Origin of the sequence: Paraburkholderia sp. JHI869, assembly GCF_038900775.1 — a bacterium.
GTDB lineage: Bacteria > Pseudomonadota > Gammaproteobacteria > Burkholderiales > Burkholderiaceae > Paraburkholderia.
Genome location: NZ_JAYMSC010000005.1, coordinates 357,515 through 375,582, shown reverse-complemented (window position 1 = coordinate 375,582; position 18,068 = coordinate 357,515). Strand labels below are relative to the sequence as shown.

General features: G+C 57.5%; 15 protein-coding genes and 8 pseudogenes. 9 read left to right on the top strand and 14 right to left on the bottom strand.

What is annotated here, in order from left to right:
• Positions 1-384: pseudogene (locus tag VSR72_RS12810) on the bottom strand (transposase); the annotation flags it as partial.
• An 852-nt stretch (positions 385-1,236) separates the two neighbouring features.
• On the opposite strand from VSR72_RS12810, the gene VSR72_RS12805 reads away from it, so the two are divergent.
• From VSR72_RS12805 to VSR72_RS12790, 4 genes and pseudogenes are all read left to right on the top strand, one after another.
• On the top strand, positions 1,237-1,557 hold the full coding sequence (locus VSR72_RS12805; protein ID WP_342952717.1) for a phasin family protein: 321 nt from the start codon (positions 1,237-1,239) through the stop codon (positions 1,555-1,557).
• Between the two features lie 302 nt (positions 1,558-1,859).
• Positions 1,860-2,297: a transposase gene (locus VSR72_RS12800; protein WP_342952738.1), complete on the top strand. Its 438-nt coding sequence runs from the start codon at positions 1,860-1,862 to the stop codon at positions 2,295-2,297.
• Entirely contained in the window at positions 2,294-2,668 is a 375-nt protein-coding gene (locus VSR72_RS12795; RefSeq protein ID WP_342952737.1) for a transposase, read from the top strand. Before VSR72_RS12800 ends, VSR72_RS12795 begins: the two co-directional genes overlap by 4 nt.
• Positions 2,610-3,044: pseudogene (locus VSR72_RS12790) on the top strand (ISNCY family transposase); the annotation flags it as partial. The gene VSR72_RS12795 and the pseudogene VSR72_RS12790, both read left to right, overlap by 59 nt.
• A 26-nt stretch (positions 3,045-3,070) precedes the next feature.
• On the opposite strand, the pseudogene VSR72_RS12785 reads toward VSR72_RS12790, so the two are convergent.
• A pseudogene (locus tag VSR72_RS12785) lies at positions 3,071-3,628 on the bottom strand (transposase); the annotation flags it as partial.
• A 656-nt stretch (positions 3,629-4,284) separates the two neighbouring features.
• On the opposite strand from VSR72_RS12785, the gene VSR72_RS12780 reads away from it, so the two are divergent.
• Positions 4,285-4,722, top strand: a complete 438-nt coding sequence (locus tag VSR72_RS12780; RefSeq protein WP_342952716.1) for a hypothetical protein — start codon at positions 4,285-4,287, stop codon at positions 4,720-4,722.
• Between the two features lie 554 nt (positions 4,723-5,276).
• Here the strand turns inward: VSR72_RS12780 and VSR72_RS12775 are convergent.
• The 6 genes and pseudogenes from VSR72_RS12775 to VSR72_RS12750 all read right to left on the bottom strand — a co-directional run bounded on the left by VSR72_RS12775 (position 5,277) and on the right by VSR72_RS12750 (position 7,630).
• A complete protein-coding gene (locus tag VSR72_RS12775) occupies positions 5,277-5,492 on the bottom strand; it encodes a hypothetical protein (RefSeq protein WP_342952715.1) in 216 nt (71 codons plus the stop codon).
• A gap of 357 nt (positions 5,493-5,849) precedes the next feature.
• Positions 5,850-5,996, bottom strand: coding sequence for an LPD7 domain-containing protein (locus VSR72_RS12770; RefSeq protein WP_342952714.1), 147 nt, complete (start codon positions 5,994-5,996; stop codon positions 5,850-5,852).
• 358 nt (positions 5,997-6,354) lie between these two features.
• A pseudogene (locus VSR72_RS12765) lies at positions 6,355-6,551 on the bottom strand (DUF1289 domain-containing protein).
• Between the two features lie 3 nt (positions 6,552-6,554).
• Positions 6,555-6,801, bottom strand: a pseudogene (locus VSR72_RS12760) (cation transporter); the annotation flags it as partial.
• Between the two features lie 215 nt (positions 6,802-7,016).
• Positions 7,017-7,340, bottom strand: coding sequence for a CcdB family protein (locus tag VSR72_RS12755; protein WP_342952713.1), 324 nt, complete (start codon positions 7,338-7,340; stop codon positions 7,017-7,019).
• On the bottom strand, positions 7,340-7,630 hold the full coding sequence (locus tag VSR72_RS12750; RefSeq protein WP_342952712.1) for a type II toxin-antitoxin system CcdA family antitoxin: 291 nt from the start codon (positions 7,628-7,630) through the stop codon (positions 7,340-7,342). Before VSR72_RS12750 ends, VSR72_RS12755 begins: the two co-directional genes overlap by 1 nt.
• A gap of 265 nt (positions 7,631-7,895) precedes the next feature.
• On the opposite strand from VSR72_RS12750, the gene VSR72_RS12745 reads away from it, so the two are divergent.
• The 3 genes and pseudogenes from VSR72_RS12745 to VSR72_RS12735 form a co-directional block, all read left to right on the top strand.
• A complete protein-coding gene (locus VSR72_RS12745; protein WP_342952711.1) occupies positions 7,896-8,711 on the top strand; it encodes a DNA primase small subunit domain-containing protein in 816 nt (271 codons plus the stop codon).
• Positions 8,678-8,944, top strand: a complete 267-nt coding sequence (locus tag VSR72_RS12740) for a hypothetical protein (protein WP_342952710.1) — start codon at positions 8,678-8,680, stop codon at positions 8,942-8,944. The genes VSR72_RS12745 and VSR72_RS12740 overlap by 34 nt, the downstream gene beginning before the upstream one ends.
• Before the next feature lie 44 nt (positions 8,945-8,988).
• A pseudogene (locus tag VSR72_RS12735) lies at positions 8,989-9,101 on the top strand (helix-turn-helix domain-containing protein); the annotation flags it as partial.
• A 114-nt stretch (positions 9,102-9,215) separates the two neighbouring features.
• Here VSR72_RS12735 and VSR72_RS12730 read toward each other — a convergent pair.
• Positions 9,216-10,319 (bottom strand): NAD/NADP octopine/nopaline dehydrogenase family protein, encoded by a 1,104-nt coding sequence (locus VSR72_RS12730; protein WP_342952709.1) that lies wholly within the window; start codon positions 10,317-10,319, stop codon positions 9,216-9,218.
• A gap of 1,106 nt (positions 10,320-11,425) precedes the next feature.
• Between VSR72_RS12730 and VSR72_RS12725 the strand changes: the two genes are divergently transcribed.
• A complete protein-coding gene (locus VSR72_RS12725; RefSeq protein ID WP_342952708.1) occupies positions 11,426-12,310 on the top strand; it encodes a DMT family transporter in 885 nt (294 codons plus the stop codon).
• A 540-nt stretch (positions 12,311-12,850) separates the two neighbouring features.
• Here VSR72_RS12725 and VSR72_RS12720 read toward each other — a convergent pair.
• The 5 genes and pseudogenes from VSR72_RS12720 to VSR72_RS12700 all read right to left on the bottom strand — a co-directional run bounded on the left by VSR72_RS12720 (position 12,851) and on the right by VSR72_RS12700 (position 18,013).
• Positions 12,851-14,429: pseudogene (locus VSR72_RS12720) on the bottom strand (IS66 family transposase).
• A gap of 63 nt (positions 14,430-14,492) precedes the next feature.
• The gene (gene tnpB / locus VSR72_RS12715; protein ID WP_342952707.1) at positions 14,493-14,831 is read right to left on the bottom strand and encodes an IS66 family insertion sequence element accessory protein TnpB; all 339 of its coding nucleotides are present in this window, start codon (positions 14,829-14,831) and stop codon (positions 14,493-14,495) included.
• Positions 14,828-15,226, bottom strand: a complete 399-nt coding sequence (locus VSR72_RS12710; RefSeq protein ID WP_342952706.1) for a transposase — start codon at positions 15,224-15,226, stop codon at positions 14,828-14,830. The genes tnpB and VSR72_RS12710 overlap by 4 nt, the downstream gene beginning before the upstream one ends.
• A gap of 91 nt (positions 15,227-15,317) precedes the next feature.
• Positions 15,318-16,598 (bottom strand): annotated as a pseudogene (locus tag VSR72_RS12705) (IS256 family transposase).
• A gap of 380 nt (positions 16,599-16,978) precedes the next feature.
• Positions 16,979-18,013: an IS110 family transposase gene (locus tag VSR72_RS12700; RefSeq protein WP_342952705.1), complete on the bottom strand. Its 1,035-nt coding sequence runs from the start codon at positions 18,011-18,013 to the stop codon at positions 16,979-16,981.
• Positions 18,014-18,068: the final 55 nt, after the last annotated feature.

The window sequence follows — 18,068 nt, the reverse complement described above, 5'->3', positions numbered from 1 at the left end:
TAGTAGCCAGAGCGGCTCACCTGCAAAAGCCGGCAGGCGTGACTGACCGATACGGCCTCCTGTTGCAAATGAGTTACCACACGGTAAGTCACTTCAGTTCCCGGGCAAAGAAGGCCGATGCTTTTTTAGCAGCGCGTTGTCCTCGCGCAGTTGCCGGTTTTCCGCCTCGAGCTGCCGGATACGCTGCTGCTCAGCCGTCAGCGGCTTGCCCTCGCCGGGGCCACCAGCACGCTCCGCATCGTACTGCGCAACCCAGCGGCGCACGGCTGTCTCAACGAGGTCCATCGACCGGCAAACTTCGCTGACCGATAGCCCCTGGTCTCGCACCATCCGTACTACTTCCAGCTTGAAGCTGGCGTCAAATTGTCGGCGCCTTCTTGTCATCTTGCTCTTTTTCCTCGTCGATTCAGGATTGTCCCCCCTATCGACCTGTCCGAGGAAATTAGACCACTACACAGTGACCTGTCAGAGGCTGTGCCGGTGAAGCATATGCCCGCACCGGCTCGACCTTACTCACAGCTAAGAAATATAGGCGACAGACGGATGCCTGAAAAACGAGCGGATCCGCACGAACTCTGGGGTTTTGCTGAACGTCTGCGAGTTGCTTTCGGGCCGAGCTTTTCGCCCTTGCGCAAGAGATTTCGCGCGACGACGACGCAATGCCCGGCAAGCCTCGGCCTACAAGCCTCCACGCAACGCTGAATGTGCCAATCGGTCAGCAATTACTGCCATGAACATTGGCTTCGATGTGTTGCGGAAAGATGATACTGCCGAAGCCGCAAATCTTGCGCTGAATTGGAGTGCGGACATCGAGCTTTGCGACGCTGCCTTACCTTGATGCTGGTCAACCGATGGCAGCATAGACCGTCCTCGCCCGGAGAAAACCTTGGTATGATGAATCAGAGTCACCCTCGTACGACCAGCTAGCGTGCAGAGAGAATCATCGGATGCGTCCTCAACGCGATTTTCCCACTCCGAATATCGCTCAGAACGTTAAACGATTCGCACCGAGGTTCTTTCTTTGCGAAGGTAATTTGACATCATTGATTTTAGGCCGCCGCCCTCCGCTCATTGCGTGGTGGTTTCAAGTAGCCAAAGTACGAGTCATCCGCCGATCGGCAACATACGTTTTGATGTGTTTGCAGAAAGCGCGGTTTCGGCACACTACGCGATCCCGCGTCGCACGACTCTGAGGCATGGTGCCCGCTCCGGATTGCCATATTTAGGAGCTTCAAGATGATAAATCGGGAACAAACTGCAGCGTTTCAGAAGGTAACGCTTGATAGTGCTTTGGACCTTAACAACAACGCTTTTGACTCAATCGAGAAGCTGACGACCTTAAACGTGCAACTCACTCGTGCAACGCACTCTAACACAATCGAACTTGCCCAGAAATGGGTATTGGCAAAAGATCCTCAGAGCCCACTTGCATTGCAAGACAGTTTCGCTATCCCAACCGTTGAACGGGTTCAAATTTACAGCCACCGCGTGGCCGATCTTCTGTTGGGAGTTGAGGCGGAGGTAATACGGGTTGCGAAGGTACTGAATGGAACCTAGTACGGTCAATTGCAGATGATTGCCGAGAACGTAGCTAAGAATGCGGCATTTGGAACGGAGGTCGCTATGAACTCCCTGAATTCCTCAATCTGGGCGACGAACATGCTGTTCGGAAGCCTGCGGAATATTAGCCAGCAAGCGCTTAAGGCCATACGAAGCAACCTTGAGACTGCTGATGAAGCATCCAAAATGGAGAAACATCCGGCAGTTCAGACTAAGAAGCCTTAACAGAGAGAACGAAGGGGCTGTTAACCCTCGATGAATGCTGTTAACCTTTTCATTGTTTCGACGACGAAAAGGACATGGCCAAGCCGATACTCGACGACGAACTGTGGGCACTCATCGAACCGTTGCTGCCCCCTCCAAAACTACGGCGAACCCGTTATCCGGGGCGCAAGCCGCTCGACAATCGTGCGGTGCTCACCGGCATTCTCTTCGTCTTGCAGACAGGCCTGCGTTGGGACCTGCTACCTCGAGAGATGGGTTGCGGCAGCGGCATGAGTTGCTGGCGTCGCCTACGTGACTGGCAAGCCGCTGGCGTCTGGGAGCAGTTGCACGAGGTGCTGCTTGCGCGATTGCGCGCAGCCGACCAAATCGACTGGTCTCGCGTCATCGTCGACTCCTCTTCAATCCGCGCTGTGGGCTCAGGTCAAAAACAGGACCGAATCCCACAGACCGCGCGCGACCCGGTTCAAAGCACCATCTCATCCCCGAAGCGCAGGGCATCCCGCTCGCGGTGATTCTGACCGGCGCCAACCGCAACGACGTCACTCAGCTTCAAGCGCTGGTCGAGGCAATTCCGCCAATCCGCGGCAAGCGTGGCAAACCACTATCAAAGCCTCGGGTCGTTCAGGGCGACAGAGGCTACGACCACGACAAATATCGACGTCCACTGCATGCCGCCGGCATTGCAACCGAAATCGCTCGACGTGGTCAGCCTCATGGCAGTGGGCTAGGCAAAACACGCTGGGTTGTGGAGCGGACCATCTCGTGGCTTCACAACTTCCGCCGACTGCGCATCCGCTTCGAACAGCTCGCTTTCATCCACGAGGCTTTCCTCAGAATCGCCTGCTGCATCATATGCTGGCAACACCTGCAAAAGTCATTCTGATAACACCTCTAAGGCACTGCGCAGCACATTTGATGCGCACCGGCCGCTGCGTGGGGATGAGAATCCGGACGCCCTGCTCACCTGACGCGTGACGAAGGCATTGACGTACGACCGCGTGATGTACCTGCTCGAAGATACGCCGGAGAAACGCAAGCTCGTTCACCGCTACATCGAGGTGTGGGAGTATCCGGACGGGCGCATCGAGATTCGGGCTGACGGGCAGGTGCTGCCGTATCGCGAGTATGACCGGCTCACCGAGGCTGAACAGGGCGCGGTGGTCGAGCACAAGCGACTCGCGCATGCGCTCGCGGTCGCGCAGGAGCTGAAGGTACAGCGCGACGACCGGCGCGCCTCGGGCTCGCCCTCGCGTATGAATCGGCGGCATCGAGGTACGCAGGGCCGAACGCGAGCCGTCAGATATACGAAGCCGCGCGCCATCGGGATATAGCTCGTATCGAGCGCTCAGACCTGATTGGCCCGGTCCCAGCATTCGCGCCCCCGCGAATGGATGCTCGAGATGAAGCTCGTCAATCCGGCGCATCAATTTCAGATCCGCTTCGCTGACCCCGCGCGATTGGTAATAGGCGCTCGACCGGCTAATGCCTACCAGCCGCGCCTGCTGTGCCACCGGCAGACCGTGATCACGATCGATCATCGCCTTACGCCCAGCAATCCCGCCTTGCTGAGCGTGCTTTCTAAAAAATCGTTCTCCAGCGTCAACTGCCCGATCTTCGCGTGCAGTACCTTCACGTCGACTGTCGGAGCCGCTGGCGCCGAGTTGCCCGCGTCGAACACATCGGCAACCCGCTCCTGCAGTTGCTTCTTCCAGCCCGTAATCTGGTTCGGATGGACATCAAACTGCTGGGCCAGCTCTGCCAGCGTCTTGTCGCCCTTGAGCGCTGCCAGGGCCACCTTTGCCTTGAACGCTGGCGAGTGGGTCCGTCGGTTTCGTTTCGTCATCTTCTGGTTCCTTGTTGCCGGCCATTATGGCCGACTCACGCCCCAGCTTTTCCACTCAACGAACTGTCCGAATTCCCGAAGCCACCTCTCTGCGTACAGAGCTAAGCTCGAGGAAGTTCGCGCAACTATCCAGCAACTGATCGACGAAGATGACTGCAAGAAGACGTAAGTGCTTTCAAACACATAATCCGCTAGAAAGTGGATTGCACTTCTGCTAACTATTGCGAAGTGGATAAGTATAAATGCGCTTCCCAATCCCACCAGGGCACCAAGCCTGACCGAAAGTTCGAGCGAACCTGATCCAGCTGGACTGGCTTCGTCCCACAAACTAAACCACCCGTTTGCGCGCACCATGACGAAGCCTCTGCGCGTCGGCCTTTGATCGGACTGAACTCCATATAAATTATCGTGATGCGAATTATCTTGTGCCTCGGTTGCCCGCGAGGCAAGCTTCTAGCTCGCGTGAGCGGTCCGCGGGGGACCAAGTGGAATCACCAAAGGCTGGACGATCGATTCGCAGCGAATTGTCGCAGCTGAGATCAGCAGGATCTCGCCTCGTAGTTGACCTACCGGCGTCGTTCGGAGGATGACTGGGCATTTTGCTTGCGTCCCGCGGTACACCGAGACGTGCATCCCAATCTCTATCGGAAATGGATATGGCAGAACTCGTAAGGATTACCAGCGACACCCCAGGCACCATACAGATTTGGGGATTTCATGGCAAATGTAACGTAAACGACGTCGCGGCGGCTCTCCATCAGATCGCCACGGGGCTAGAGGGCGACGACAATACAATTCACGTGATGTCGGGAACGCACGGCTATTGCGCCGGGCGGGTCGGCGCTGTTGCAACGCGCGAGCAGAGGTTCGCGGAAGAAGATCGTTCTCTCGTCCACCCTAGGACTGCAGACAACAAGATCATCGTCGTGGCTGTCCATGACTTCAACACGAACAAGCTTCCGGCACCCGACTATGTCTCCGCAGCAATGTCCAAGCTCAACAAGGATATGCGCACGATCGTCGCAGAGACGCCCGGTACTCCCACATTCCTGCTTGCGTATTGCTGCAGTGCAGGCACGAGGCACCAGGAATAAGGCTCTCCGGACCTTGTTCCTCCCTGTTTCCACGGTCTGCGACGGTATGCACTGCACGCTGAGTCCCACGCTAGGGGGAAGGAGCGCGTCGCGCCGCGACTCCAATATCAGCAAGGTCGGCCACGTAATATCATGGGCGCCGCGAAGGTGCCCCTTCCATGATTGTCGGTCCATTCCGCCACACCGTTTCGTGAAATATCTCCGTGCGATTGAGAAACGACGACCTTCCAATGAGTGAATGATGGGCTCCTAAGTGTAGGTGTGCGCGTGAACACGAAACCAACCATAACGATCTCGAATTGATACCTTCGCAGCAGGCTGATCGTTGGCCGGAAGACGGGATGGCCGATGCGAATGCAATGGCAGTGCCGTGCGGGAACTGGTCGCGCCATGCCTGAACAGGTGTATCGATCGCCCGCGCCATTCTGCCCATGCAAAGAATGCGATCTGTTGCGGTGTGCAGAGCGTCACCTCAACGCCGTGCCTCTTAACTCTTAACCCGCGCCATAGCTCGCCCGCCTGATATTCCCGGTCCGACTCCGGCCTTGAACACATCATCCAGTTCTGTCGTCACCCGGCTGGCAAGCCGTTTGAGTGCGACCATCTGTCGAAGGTGCGCTTTTTTCGGCTTTCGACGCGCCGTTCTCCATTGCCTCAGCGTTCAATTCGACATAGTCGCGCGGGTCATCGCTGATTTCGACGATTGATCTGTCGAGTCCCTTGATCTTTTCGAAGCTGGGATTCTCGTAGATGACTGCGTGACGATTCATGGAGAAAACTTCGCTGCGCGAGTGGAATGTCTGGCGTGATTGAATGGCACCGACCCGCGCGCAACGAGCACGCCCACGGTCACATCAGTTGCCGGCTGCTCGAGCGAGGGGAAGGACGCCGGTGCCTGAGAGACAGGACGCACGCGCCGGGACTGCCGTGCTCGTTGTGCGGCTGGCGCAGCGTTGATGGGGGGCGCGTCTGCGCCCGCCGGTGCGGCCGGTGCACGATGCGCGGACGTTTCGGGCTCTGCGCCGTCGAACTTCAGACCAGCTGCGCGCCGACGGTGTTGGTGCGCGCCTCGTGTGCATCGCCAGCCTGCTCGCCAGCGCCGATGCGCATGGCCCCACGCGCGGCTGTCAACATCGCGCGATCACCTGCTTCGGCCTGAAGCCTCGAGTGGGCACGCCGGCGAGTTCTGCTGCGATCCATGCTTGCCGGCGAAATTCCTCCGTGCCCTTGATCTGCAACTCGCTCCAGTTCTTCGCCTTGGCAACTTCCACCATGTGCACGACGACGCAGCGGTCTCGCTGGCCGTCGCGAGCGTGCGGCCGGTGTCCTCGAAGTGCACCGTCTCCCTCCTACGGTCCAGAAATTTCCCGTCGTGGGCCTTTTTCCCAACCGGCAGCGCTCGTCTGGAGGTGCAGATAGAAGCAGGGATCGGCGTTGCGTTAAGCGCATGCACGAGTTTCACGGCGAGGACGCTATCTCGCCTTTGACGCCAGACCTGAATGCCGGTTATCCAGTCCAACGACACTGGGCGTGGTGCGCCGTGGCCTGACCACAGTGCTGTCGGCAGACCTGTCCTTTTGGCCTAGCCTCCGAAGCACGCGAGGCTAAGGGAAGGTGGCGTTGTCCACCCCATCAGTCGGCTGAGGCATTCGGTGCCTCTCGAGCCGGTTTTGCCTGTCTGCGCGTCCGGTCATTGAGAACCTGATGCCGCCGATGGTCCGTCATCTTCTTCCAGTTCCGGATTTCGTCGCGGGTTCGAAAGCAGCCGACGCATAGCTCGCTTTACCGTCAAATGAGCAGAGGCCGATGCACGGTGACTTGACTGCTATCGCTCAGGCTGCGCCAGTCATCGGATTCACTTCGACGGTCACATGTGACAGCCCCTTGAAGCGTTTGGGCGCCGCATGATAGAAGCCCGGGCTGCGTTGCGCTTCGCGGGTTACGACCGACACCACCGCACTCATGCGGCCGGGCCCAACTCGCCACACATGGAGGTCGAGCACCGTGTCGTCATTGTCCTCGATGACGTGACAGACGTTCTCGGCGAATGCATCTGTCCAGATTCATGTCGAGCAGGACGTATAGCGGGGCTTGCAGGAGAAACTGAGCGCGTGAAAATATGCTTGGGTGGTTGACGATTGATGCTCAGCCTGCTACCCGGTGTCAGTGCTAATCGGACCAGAGTCCGCAAGAACGTGTCTTGGTGAGCACTGGTGCCACGACATGAAGGTAAAGGGCCGATACTGTCGCATCAGTCATCACTTCCTCCTTGCAGACGCTGCGTACGCGTGGGATTAGTAGGCGCCGAACAGACGGTCGAGCGCGGCACTGATCCGGTCCTGTTCACCTTTGAGCGTACCGATCGCGGAGCCGAGATCATTTGTCCTGACCGCGCCGAGCAACGGCGTTTCCAGGACGAACGGTTCCCCCGCGATCTCGAAGATGGGTGAGAGATCCTGCGCAACCTTGCTCGCCGTGTAATTGCCCGCTACACGCGTCAGTGGAACGACTACGCGCGACAGGAGATCGCCGAGATGATCGCTTTGCACATCGAGCAGAAACGGCGACTTGGCCCTGGATTTCGTCGAAGGGTTGTTGTAAAGGTCAAACCGCGCCATCAAAACATCCGATACTCTTCCAGGGGCAATCCGTCGCGCTCGATACGCGCATTCATTTCCGCGACGAAGTCCGCGTTTTTTTCCGCCCAGGCACGGGCCTCGGCCGCCTGAACCTCTTCGCGCAGGCCGCGTTCGCTTGCTCGCGAAACGTTGACATCCAGTTCCTTGGCGCGCTCGAGCAGATCCGTCGGCAGCGAGACGTTGGTGGGTTTGCGCGTAGCCTTGGACGGCGTGCGTGCTTTCGCGACCCGCTTGACGCCATCAGGGTGCGCCACAGGCGTATTAATCATTTGCATCTCCATGTGCATGATTCATGCGCATAGTTTGCCATGCTTCGCGCCGCGAAGATAGCTGCATCAGCCTGACTATTCAGTCCCTGAAAATCGCCGGCTGCGCAAGAGCGGCAGGCCAGCCGTCGGGCAAACTTTTGGCGGCGGCGCGCAGTCTCGCGGTATCACCGCGCGCGTAGCTTATTAATGGGCTTAAGAGTCGGGTTGATGCGGGGTGGCTGCGTGTGCCACACGCTCGGGCTGGGAGTATCGCAGTCGCGAAGAATTGCTCGCAGAACTCCCGTGCCTGCAGGCCGAGAATGCGCGGCTCGCCGCCTTGCTGCGAGAGGCCAATCCCGCAGACCGCAAGCGCGAAGCTGCACCGCCGGGCGCTCCATCGCTAGTGGTGCGTGGCACAGGGACTTCCACGCTTTGTTCCCATCAGAAAGTACACCTCTTGCGGGGCCGTGCCGACGTTTATCCGCTTCGCTGGGAAAGCCGCAACTCCGGGAAATCGCGTTATGCACCGGCGTGCGCGAACGAATGGCGCGCGGGCATCTGCGAACAGCCCCGCATCCGTTGTGCGGAATATGCGCATCGCGTGCTGCTGCCGCTGGACGAACAGGTCATCTACGCACATCTCGCCGGAGATCACACGGTGGGCCTGTATCCGCTGATGCCGGACGGCAGGTGCTACCTGCTCGCAGTCGACTTCGATGAGGAAAGCTGGCGGGATGATACGATGGCCTTCCGGCAGTCATGCGACGAACTGGATGTTCCCGTGTCGCTGGAGATTTCACGTTCGGGTAACGGTGCGCACGCGTGGCTCTTCTTCTCGTCGGCCGTCACCGCTCGCGACGCACGCCGGGTCGGTACGGCCGTCATCAGCCACACGTGCGCCCGGACCCGGCGGCTTGAGCTTTCGTCCTACGACCGGCTCTTTCCCAAACAGGACGTACTGCCCAAAGGCGGCTTTGGCAACCTGATCGTCCTGCCGCTGCAGAAGCAGCCTCGCGAGCGCGGGTGCAGCGTGTTTGTCGATGAAGCCCTCCAGCCTGTTGCCGATCAGTGGACTTTCCCCTGGCGTCGATCAGGTCAATAGGCGGGCGAGATATCGACGGCGTAATTTTCCGCGCCACGGATGGTGCCCACCCGCTCGACGTCGCCTTCACCGCTGAAGAGGGTCACGCCGAGCCGAGGAATCCGCCACCTGCGCCGCCGAAGCGTCTCGCCGGAGCCGTGCCGGCGTCGCTGACATTGACACCCGCAAACCAGCTGTATTTTGAAAAATCCCAGCCGCACGTGGCGCTGAAAATGCGCGAACTGATCGAGTGAAGGTCATTCAGGCGATCGTCGTGCTCGGGTTCAAGCACGGGCGTGCGGCCGAGCGCCTCGGCCGACAGTACGGCAGGTTCAGCGGCTCGTGATGCGGTATCGAGAAACGGGTGCGGCGGGACTGGCTTCGCGCAAGCGCGGGCGCCCTTGCAACCGCCTGCCTCACGGAAAGTCATACTGCCTTAAAAATCTCAGAACACTGTCCGAACGAGCGAGGCACCTTTCTTGGCGTTGATGGATTTAACCTGCGATACCAGGGTAGTCTATGAATTCAGTCGCTTCTAACGGGGAATCGAAAGGTCGCGTTATCTACAAACTGCAAAAGCTCCGCCTTCGACATGTGATCTACGCCGAGGCGCTTCAGATTGCGGCCATTTTGAAAATAGTTGACACCGTTGATGGAGGAAGCGATTTGCACAACAGCGTTGATTGTCGGAGACTCTATTCCCATTCTGGCGCCGAGTTCGTGCCACGGGACCAAGATATACGGAACATCCTCGCATATATACCTATTGTTCATATGGCTAGGCGTTTTAGCTTTCGCCGAGTTATGGACTTTAGATTGGGACGCGAACTCCGAGAAGCTAGCACATTTTCCGCCGTAAAAGCCCACCATTTCTTCAAGGACTGTCTGCAGCCGAAAACCGAGGGCTTCCCCGATCCTCAGGCGTTCATTGTCCACCTCTTCGACCACTCTTCCCACGGAGGGTGAGATTCCGTCGCGATAGAAGAAAAAATCTCCTTTCGTGCTTTCTATCCATCCCGTATTTAAAATACCGCCAACAGGATGGATGACACCATTATTCGACTGCATTCCAATTGCAAAAATGTTATCCCACCACACGAGTTTTTTCGGGAATATTGCCGTAATTTGCGATAACTGCTTATCGTCAATGGCGTTTGAAAACGCAGCAATCGGCAAACTATTCTTGATGCCAGTGATTCGAATTTCTCCATCTTTAACTGATGACGCATAGGGGGAAGCGTTGGTCTCCAAAATTGCTTGCGGGTTCAGCTCCTTTGAACCCATTGGAGCAAAAAAATTGGCATTATTGACAATAATGACATGACGACTCAAATCGAATTTTTTTAGATTCTCAATGAGGTCGTCATGCGCGTATGCCGGAATAGCAACCACGAGAAAGCGCGAAAACTCCACCGCCTCATTGATATTAGTGGTTACGGTTGGATAAAATTCACCTGTTATCGCCATGCTAGCGATCAAGCTACCTTTCGCCCGGATGGCGTCAATATTACGACGATGATCGGGATGCCCGTAAAGGAGGACTTCAAATCCACGACTAGCCAAATCGGCCGCGAACGCACATCCGCAGTGTCCGGCACCGATGATTGAAACTGGGAATCTTAATGACATGTCTTCTCCGCTCAAAGACGCAAACGCTTTCTGTGACGCCGCCATATGGCGACGTCGCGCACGGTTGAACACCAATTGGTAGTTCTGCGTTGGCGTGGTAACCGTAAGCAACGAACGCGCCAATCGCGCAAAGAGCTTCCCTGCTTATCTACCGTCTTAATTCGGAAAGAAGGACGAGATGCGATTCATCGCCGAGCGCGGAGCATGTCGCGAATATGAGAGACCCAGCACCTTCAGTCAGATTCGAGTTCACAAGGCGCTCGTACGGCAATGCGCTCAACCATCGCTGCCAAGTCGTCTATGCGGAAAGGCTACAGGTACAGAAATTTCGTGATGTTGGATGCGTAGGTAGGTACTTTGGCGCGAGCTTCATCCCGAACCGCGGGCGGCTTGCTACGTCGCCGAGGTAATCGCGGCTGTGGCCGCACCATATGCTTGACCGGTCGGATGAAGACGTGGGTTTGCAATGGCTCAAATCCTGCCGTTGCAATTTCACAGATGGTCTTTGCCTCTCCCAACTCGACCACTGATCCTCGCGATGCATCCGAAGGGCGATATGCTCGGTGATCGACGGAGCGCCGCCGCTGGCTCAATCGCGCGCCACGAAGAGGTCCGAAAGTACTGTTTGCGACAAACCGCACGCCGTCTTGTCGGGAATTCGACGCCGCCGATGTCTTCCGACGCGAGTTCGCGAAATACGTCAAAACCTCCAGCTTATCCGGGATTTCGAGTGCTCAGTCCTACATGGTGCGAAAGATGCATGCAGGTGATCTAGGCGTAGATGATTCGAGCGTGCACGATTTGACGTATCAAGACAGTGTCCGATGTGGCGCCCATTGCGATGTCGAAACGACGGATACTACAGCTGGGACGTCGTCCGTTGAGAGAGAACTGCCCGAAGCTCTCATGCGAAGCTGAGCTGAATCTATGCTTGGTCCGTCGTGCAACTGCTAACCCAGTAGACGATAGCCGGGTATTTGCCGTCTTACCCTGGTTACTACCCACGTCGAGCATGCGCTTCGAAACCCTGTATTTTGCTGTTTATTAGTTTGACTTGCGGTGTGTCATCGACGTTTCATATAAGATGTCAGGATAGGATTCCAAATATGTTGACGACAAATAACCAGCGTTCCAGTACACGGACTATAAAGCTGCATGGAATGGTAATGATGTTCTCTGCGATTCTTCTTTTCACGGTGAGCTATGCGATTGCAAGGCCCATTTCGACAAAATATCCGGCAAACGAGATGATGTTCTTCCGGATGCTTTTCGGACTAGTTCCCGCTGCTTTCGCGTTCGGAACTCGCCGCATTGAATGGAAGGAACTGACGATTCATCGCTTAGCTGGCCATTTACTTAGAGCCGTCACAGGGCTTGGCGCGGTTGGATTTTTTATTGCAGGCCTACCATACCTACCGTTATCAACCGCTGTGACGCTGAAAGAGACAGAGGCAATCTTCGTCTGTTTCTTCGGTATCGTGTTCTTGGCCGAGCGCTTTCGTCTACCTACTGCGATAGCATCGATATGCGGATTCGTCGGAGTGGCTGTGGTTTGCTCACCGTTCACCGGCGGCGGCTCGTCGCCGCTCGGGATAATCTTAATTTTGCTGAGTGCTATGTTCAGCGCCGGTTCGGTCATCCAAGTCAAGAGACTCTCCCGATCCGAGGCACCTGCGGCGATTGTTCTGTATTATACAATAATAGCAACGATTGTTTGTGGGATGTCACTTGCTTTCGCTTGGGTAAAGCCAGGTATAAGAGATTTCGGGTCCATTTTTCTATTTGGACTGACTGCCGGTGTGGCGCAACTTATGCTAACCGTAGCAATCGCAAGTCTTACCACTCCAATCATCGCCTCGTTTGGTTACCTCAGCATTGTATGGGCAACCATTTTCGACTATTTGATTTGGGGGGAAGTCATTTCTCTGCAGGCAGCACTCGGATCGCTTATAATCGTTGCAAGTGTGCTCCATTTGTCTTGTCGAACCTAAGAAGTCGATCGCACTTGAAATATTTAATCGAACAGTGTTGATACAGTTAAATGCCGAATTGTATGATCGATAGCAAAGTGGTGGCTATCGGGGCGTCTCATTCGAAACACTGAGTGAATCTTTGCGGACGTGGAGCGAGACAATTCTGTCTCAGGTATCAAAAGTTACGGGTCTGGTAGCGGTGTGGTTTTGTGGTGCATCCAACTTCATTGAAACCTCGAGAAAAATCGCAAAGTTTACTGGCGGTCCTGTACGGCATTTTGCATACGTCGACCGGCTTCGTGTTTAGCAGGTGGCAGCACGGATCGTGTGTGGCCAACAGCAAAAGCTAGTTCGTATGCGCACATCGCGGTGTTCGGGATTGAAGTGTCACTTGCATGGCACTACCAAGTCTGGAATGTTCAATTGATGTTCTCGAGGTGCCATGACGTATCATACAATCGACGATGAGCGTTATTCCCAAGGCGGGAGAGCAATCGTCAAGTGTGATGTACGCGGGTCGGTCGTAAGCGCGCAGCAAACCCATCTTGACGGATTGGGCTAGCCGACGATCACCGTAGGCTGCCAGCGATGTGGCAGCAATGCCGCGATGTCGCTGGCTTTGTGGGTTGGTAGCCGAGTGAGGATGTCCTTCAGATAGGCATGCGGGTCGTGCCCGTTAAGTTGGGCTGAGCGTATCAGGCTCATGATGGCTGCAGCGCGTTGGCCTGCTCTCAGTGAGCCGGCGAACAACCAGTTGGCTCTTCCGATGGCCCATGGACGGATTTGATTTTCGACCCAGTTGTTGTCTATAGGCACGTGCCCGTCGTCGAGATAGCGCGTAAGCGCCTCCCAACGCTTGAGGCTGTAATCCAGTGCTTTCGCAATCGCTGAACCTTCCGAAACCAGCTTTCGCTGCGCCACCATCCATTCATAAAGCGCATCGCACACCGGTTTAGCCCGGCTCTGCCGGAGTTTGCGCCGCTCTTCGGTGTCCAGCACTGCAGCGTCGCGCTCGATTTCGTAAAGCGCTGCGAAGTACGGTATGGCCTGTCCAGCGACCTGGCTGCTGTGATTGGCATGCAGGTCGAAGAACTTGCGCCGTGCGTGCAGCACATCCGATTTCAGTGATGCCCTGCTGGAATCCGGCTTTATATCCACCGTAGTCGTCGCACACCAGCTTGCCTTGCCAGCCGGTGAGGAAGGTGCGGGCATGTTCGCCTGCGCGGCTGATGGCGAAGTCGTAGACCACAGCGCGAAGCTCGCTGAAGTGCGTGGGCGTATACGCCCACAGATACGCCCGGTGTGTCTTGCCCTTGCCGGGACTTAGCATCTGTACCGGCGTCTCATCCGCATGCAGCACATCCTGCTGCAGGATTTCCTGATGGAGGGCGTCGACCAGCGGCTGCAGTTGCATACCGCACGTGCCGACCCAGGCACCCAGTGTCGATCGCGGTATTGCCAGACCCGCCCGCGCAAAGATCTGTTCCTGACGATACAGGGGAAGGTGGTCAGCGTATTTGGCGACCAGCACCGAGGCCAGCAGTCCCGTGGTCGGGATTCCCTTGTCGATGATGTGTGCGGGCACCGGCGCCTGAATCAGCGTTTCGCAGTTCTTGCACACCCACTTGCCACGGATATGCCGCTCAACCGTGAACACGCCCGGCGTGTAGTCCAGCTTCTCGCTGATGTCCTCACCGATACGCACGCGCTCGCAGCCACACCGACATACGGTGCTGTCCGGCTCGTGGCGAATCTCTGTGCGCGGCAGTTGCGCTGGCAGTGATGCGCGTTTCGGTTGCTGGGGTGACTGGTCGGCGGGGGTTTGAGGCTGAAGCTGCTCGAGTTCCAGTTCAATGGCGGCCAGATCGGCGTCGATTGCTTCTTCCAGCAGGCTCATCTGCTCGTTGCTGAACTGCTCGCTGCGCCGGCCAAACTGCTGGCGCTTGAGGATGGAGATCTCGTGACTCAGCTGCTCGATACGCGTCTGCCGGTAATGCAGCTCGCGTCCGTTCTCCTCGACCTCCCGCGCCTTCTCCTCAATTTCCCGGTCTCTCTCCTGCACCTGGGCAATCAGCTGCGCTGCAAGGGCGCACAACTGTTCCGGGCTGAGGGCGTTGAGGTCGGCGGGCAGGTTCATGCAAACCAGTCTGCCAGAACCCCTGGTGCCGTGGAAGCGCAACAGCTAACGTCCCTCTTGGCCTCATACGATGCGGATCACACCATTCGCTCCGATGCGCTGCCACGGCAAGCCAACCACCAGACCCGCAAGCTGCTCGTGGGTGAGCGCGTGTTGCTTCGGTTCGCTGCCAGCGCGCGGCCAGACGAACTGCCCCTCGTTCAGCCGTCGCGCTGCCAGCCAGATCCCGATTCCGTCGTGAACCAACACCTTCAGGCGATTGGCTCGACGGTTGGCAAAGAGGTAAGCATGGTGCGGATGCGCAGCGCCGAACACCGTGATCACCCGCGCGAGTGCTGTATCAAAGCCCGCACGCATGTCCAGTGGGTCGACTGCGAGCCATACTTCATCAATGCGGATCATGCGAGCCACTCTCGCAGCCAGACAGCACATTGCGCTGCTTCTGATGTCGGCCAGCTAACCGTAATCGACTGATCTGCGCGACGAACTTCGACGCGAATCTCAGCCGGACGCGCGTTTGTCGTCTCAAGCGGCAATGACACAAATGCCGGCGCCGGTGCCGGTGCCATTGCCGACGACGCCGCCACATCGCTACGTGCCACCAGCACGCAATCGTTCCTTTCGGCCTGTTCTACCCAACGTCGCAGCAAATTCGCGTTCAGCTTGTGGTGCAACGCGATGGCTGCGAGCGACACCCCAGGGCCCTGGCAAGCTGCCACCACCTGAGCCTTGAACTCGACGATATAGCGCCGGCGTCGACGACGGCCAAGTGGCGCTTCTTCTTCGATAGTGTTCACGTGTCCACCTATTTAAGTGGATACGATGCTCCCAAGACCCTAAGCGCAACTCAAGATGGGATGACCGTGCGCTTACGGTCGGTCGGCATGATCAGGCGGCAAGCGCTTGAGGAGCCGGTGTGCTTTCAATCACCGGGGTTCCGTCCTTGAAGGGAATGCCCTTCAGAAGTGCCTCGATCTTGTCTACGCCGCGGATCTTTCTCCATGACTGCTCGGCTGCCTCAATCAGCTTGAATGCAATGGCGAGGAAGGTCGCGCGCGACAGGCAATTACGCGTGCGGCTCGTGCGATGGCGCACCGTCGCGAACGTCGATTCAATCGGATTCGTGGTCCGCACATACTACCAGTGTTCGGTCGGGAAGTCGTAGAAGGCGAGCAGTGCGTCGCGGTCTTTCGTGAGCTTTTCGACGGCCTTTGGATACTTGGCCGCGCATGTGTCGATGAACTGGTTGAACGCGATGATTGCATCGGCTCTCGTCGCGGCATTCCAGATCTCCGCGAGCGCCGCTTTGGCCTTGCCGTGCTGCGATTTGGGCATGACGTCGAGGATGTTTCCAATTTTGTGGAACCAGCATCGCTGATGCCGTGTCTGCGGGAACACCTCTTCAAGCGCCGCCCACGGCCCCATTGCGCCGTCGCCAACCGCGAGCAGCGGCGGCGCCTGCAGGCCGCGTGCTTTCAGATCGAGCAGCAGTTCGGCCCACGATTCTTTCGATTCCCGATAGCCGTCGCTGAGCGCCACGCACTCCTTGCTGCCATCCGGCTTCACGCCGATGATCACCAGCAGGCACTGACCGTCGGAATCCTCGGCGCGGGCTTGCGTGTGGATGCCATCGGCCCACCAGTAGATCCAGCGCGAGCCCGAGAGATCACGCTTGTTCCACTGCTCGTACTCTTCTGACCATGCGGCCTTCAGGCGGCTCACAACGCTTGCCGACAGCCCTCTGGCCTGCTCGCCGAGCAGATCGGACAGCGCGTCGCCCATGTCGGCCGTCGAGACTCCGCGCAGGTACAGCCACGGTAGCGATGACGACACCCGCAGGGACTTGCGCACGTAGGGTGGCACAATCGTCGAATTGAACTTCACGCCTGAACCCGAACGGTCTCGCACCTTCGGCACCTGGACCGGCACAGGGCCCACAGCCGTTACGATCTCGCGCTTTGGCAGATAGCCGTTGCGCACGACCGCCCGCCGGCCATCGATCGTCTTCACATTCGAATACTGCTCGAGCATTGTCGCCAGTTCCGCCTCGATTGCCTGCTGGATGATCCGCCGCGCCGCTTGCTGGATCAGATCGTCCAGGCCGGGCGTGCACTTGATGTCTGCTTCTGCCGTTTGACTGCCGCTCGTATCCTGCGTATGTTTCGCCATGTTGGTGGAGTTCGATTGAGGAAGTGTTACCGTGAGAAGCAACATTCTCCTTCAATCGCCACCGCCTTCTCCCGCCTCTTCTCTACGCCGCGTACACCATGCATGGACGCCCCCGGCTTGCCAAGCTCTCATTTGTAACGGAGGGCAGGTAATGATTGCGGCCATGCATCCGGACTTTGATGTCCCGGCGCAAGGCCGGCAGTCCCTGATGGAATTCGCTGGCCGGACTCTCATCACTTTCGCGTGCTCATACGCACGTAGGTGTACTCAGAGTTTTCCGGCCACAGTCTGACCTGTCTCGCCATCACATCATGATCGCCTGAGCAATCGGCTGTAGTAGTCTCTTGCTGGCATTTACAAGGTAAGCATGCGTCTAACGGTTACGCGGTCGCGGCAGGTGAGTGATAATCGGCGTGAAACTCTCGGCCATGCACCAGTAGCGCCCAGACGATGCGTGCGTTCTTGTTCGCGAGCGCGACAGCGGCGACATTCGCGTTTCGCTGTTGCAGCAGGCCATGTAGCCAACCGCTCTTGCATTCCTTGCGCTTGGCAGCCTGCAGCAGAGAGCGCGCGCCGTGGATCAACAATGTTCGCAAATACACGTCACCTCGCTTGCTGATGCCCTGCAGCACGTTCTTGCCACCGCTGGAGTTCTGCCGGGGCACCAGACCGAGCCACGCTGCAAGTTGCCTGGCGTTCCGGAAGCTCTTTGCGTCGCCGACAGATGCGACGAGCGCACTCGCGGTAAGTGGTCCGATGCCGGGCACGCGCGCGAGCCGTCGACTCGTTTCGTCACTGCGGTGCCACGCCTGAATCTGCGTCTCGAGCTCCCGGACCTGTCTGTCAAGCTCCTTCAGATGATCCATGAGGCGCTGAATGAGTAATCGAAACGATCCAGTCAGTTCGTTCTCCGCATCTTCGATCAGTTCGGGAACCCGACGTTCAAGATGCCCGATTCCCTTGGGGACGACGATTCCGAATTCGGCGAGCAGTCCACGAATCTGGTTGGCCTGCGCGGTGCGCGCCCGCAGGAAACCCTGGCGTACGCGATGCAGCGACAACACCGATTGCTGCTCGATGCTCTTGACTGGCACGAAACGCATGTTCGGCCGTGCGACTGCCTCGCAGATCGCCTCGTCATCCGCCGCGTCATTTTTATTCGTCTTGACGTACGGGTTGACAAACTGCGGTGCGATCAGTCGTACCGTGTGGCCCATCACCTGCAGCTTGCGGGCCCAGTAATGCGCGCCAGCACATGCCTCCATCCCGATTACGCAGGCAGGGAGGTTGGCGAAGAACTCCGCAACGTGATTTCGTTTGAGCACTTTCTTCAACACAGCTCGGCCATGTTCATTTACACCATGAACGGCAAAAATGTTCTTCGCCAGATCAATGCCAATCGTCGTAATCTTCATGATGCGCGCTCCCCTCGGTAGATGTGGCCTCATTCGTTCGGACAGGATCCGCGAA

What these genes read in the sequence shown, in the direction of transcription:
- VSR72_RS12805 (WP_342952717.1), top strand. Translation starts at nt 1,237, where the DNA reads ATGATAAATCGGGAACAAACTGCAGCGTTTCAGAAGGTAACGCTTGAT.
- VSR72_RS12800 (WP_342952738.1), top strand. Translation starts at nt 1,860, where the DNA reads ATGGCCAAGCCGATACTCGACGACGAACTGTGGGCACTCATCGAACCG.
- VSR72_RS12780 (WP_342952716.1), top strand. Translation starts at nt 4,285, where the DNA reads ATGGCAGAACTCGTAAGGATTACCAGCGACACCCCAGGCACCATACAG.
- VSR72_RS12775 (WP_342952715.1), bottom strand. Translation starts at nt 5,492, where the DNA reads ATGAATCGTCACGCAGTCATCTACGAGAATCCCAGCTTCGAAAAGATC.
- VSR72_RS12770 (WP_342952714.1), bottom strand. Translation starts at nt 5,996, where the DNA reads ATGGTGGAAGTTGCCAAGGCGAAGAACTGGAGCGAGTTGCAGATCAAG.
- VSR72_RS12755 (WP_342952713.1), bottom strand. Translation starts at nt 7,340, where the DNA reads ATGGCGCGGTTTGACCTTTACAACAACCCTTCGACGAAATCCAGGGCC.
- VSR72_RS12750 (WP_342952712.1), bottom strand. Translation starts at nt 7,630, where the DNA reads ATGATTAATACGCCTGTGGCGCACCCTGATGGCGTCAAGCGGGTCGCG.
- VSR72_RS12730 (WP_342952709.1), bottom strand. Translation starts at nt 10,319, where the DNA reads ATGTCATTAAGATTCCCAGTTTCAATCATCGGTGCCGGACACTGCGGA.
- VSR72_RS12725 (WP_342952708.1), top strand. Translation starts at nt 11,426, where the DNA reads ATGTTGACGACAAATAACCAGCGTTCCAGTACACGGACTATAAAGCTG.
- tnpB (WP_342952707.1), bottom strand. Translation starts at nt 14,831, where the DNA reads ATGATCCGCATTGATGAAGTATGGCTCGCAGTCGACCCACTGGACATG.
- VSR72_RS12700 (WP_342952705.1), bottom strand. Translation starts at nt 18,013, where the DNA reads ATGAAGATTACGACGATTGGCATTGATCTGGCGAAGAACATTTTTGCC.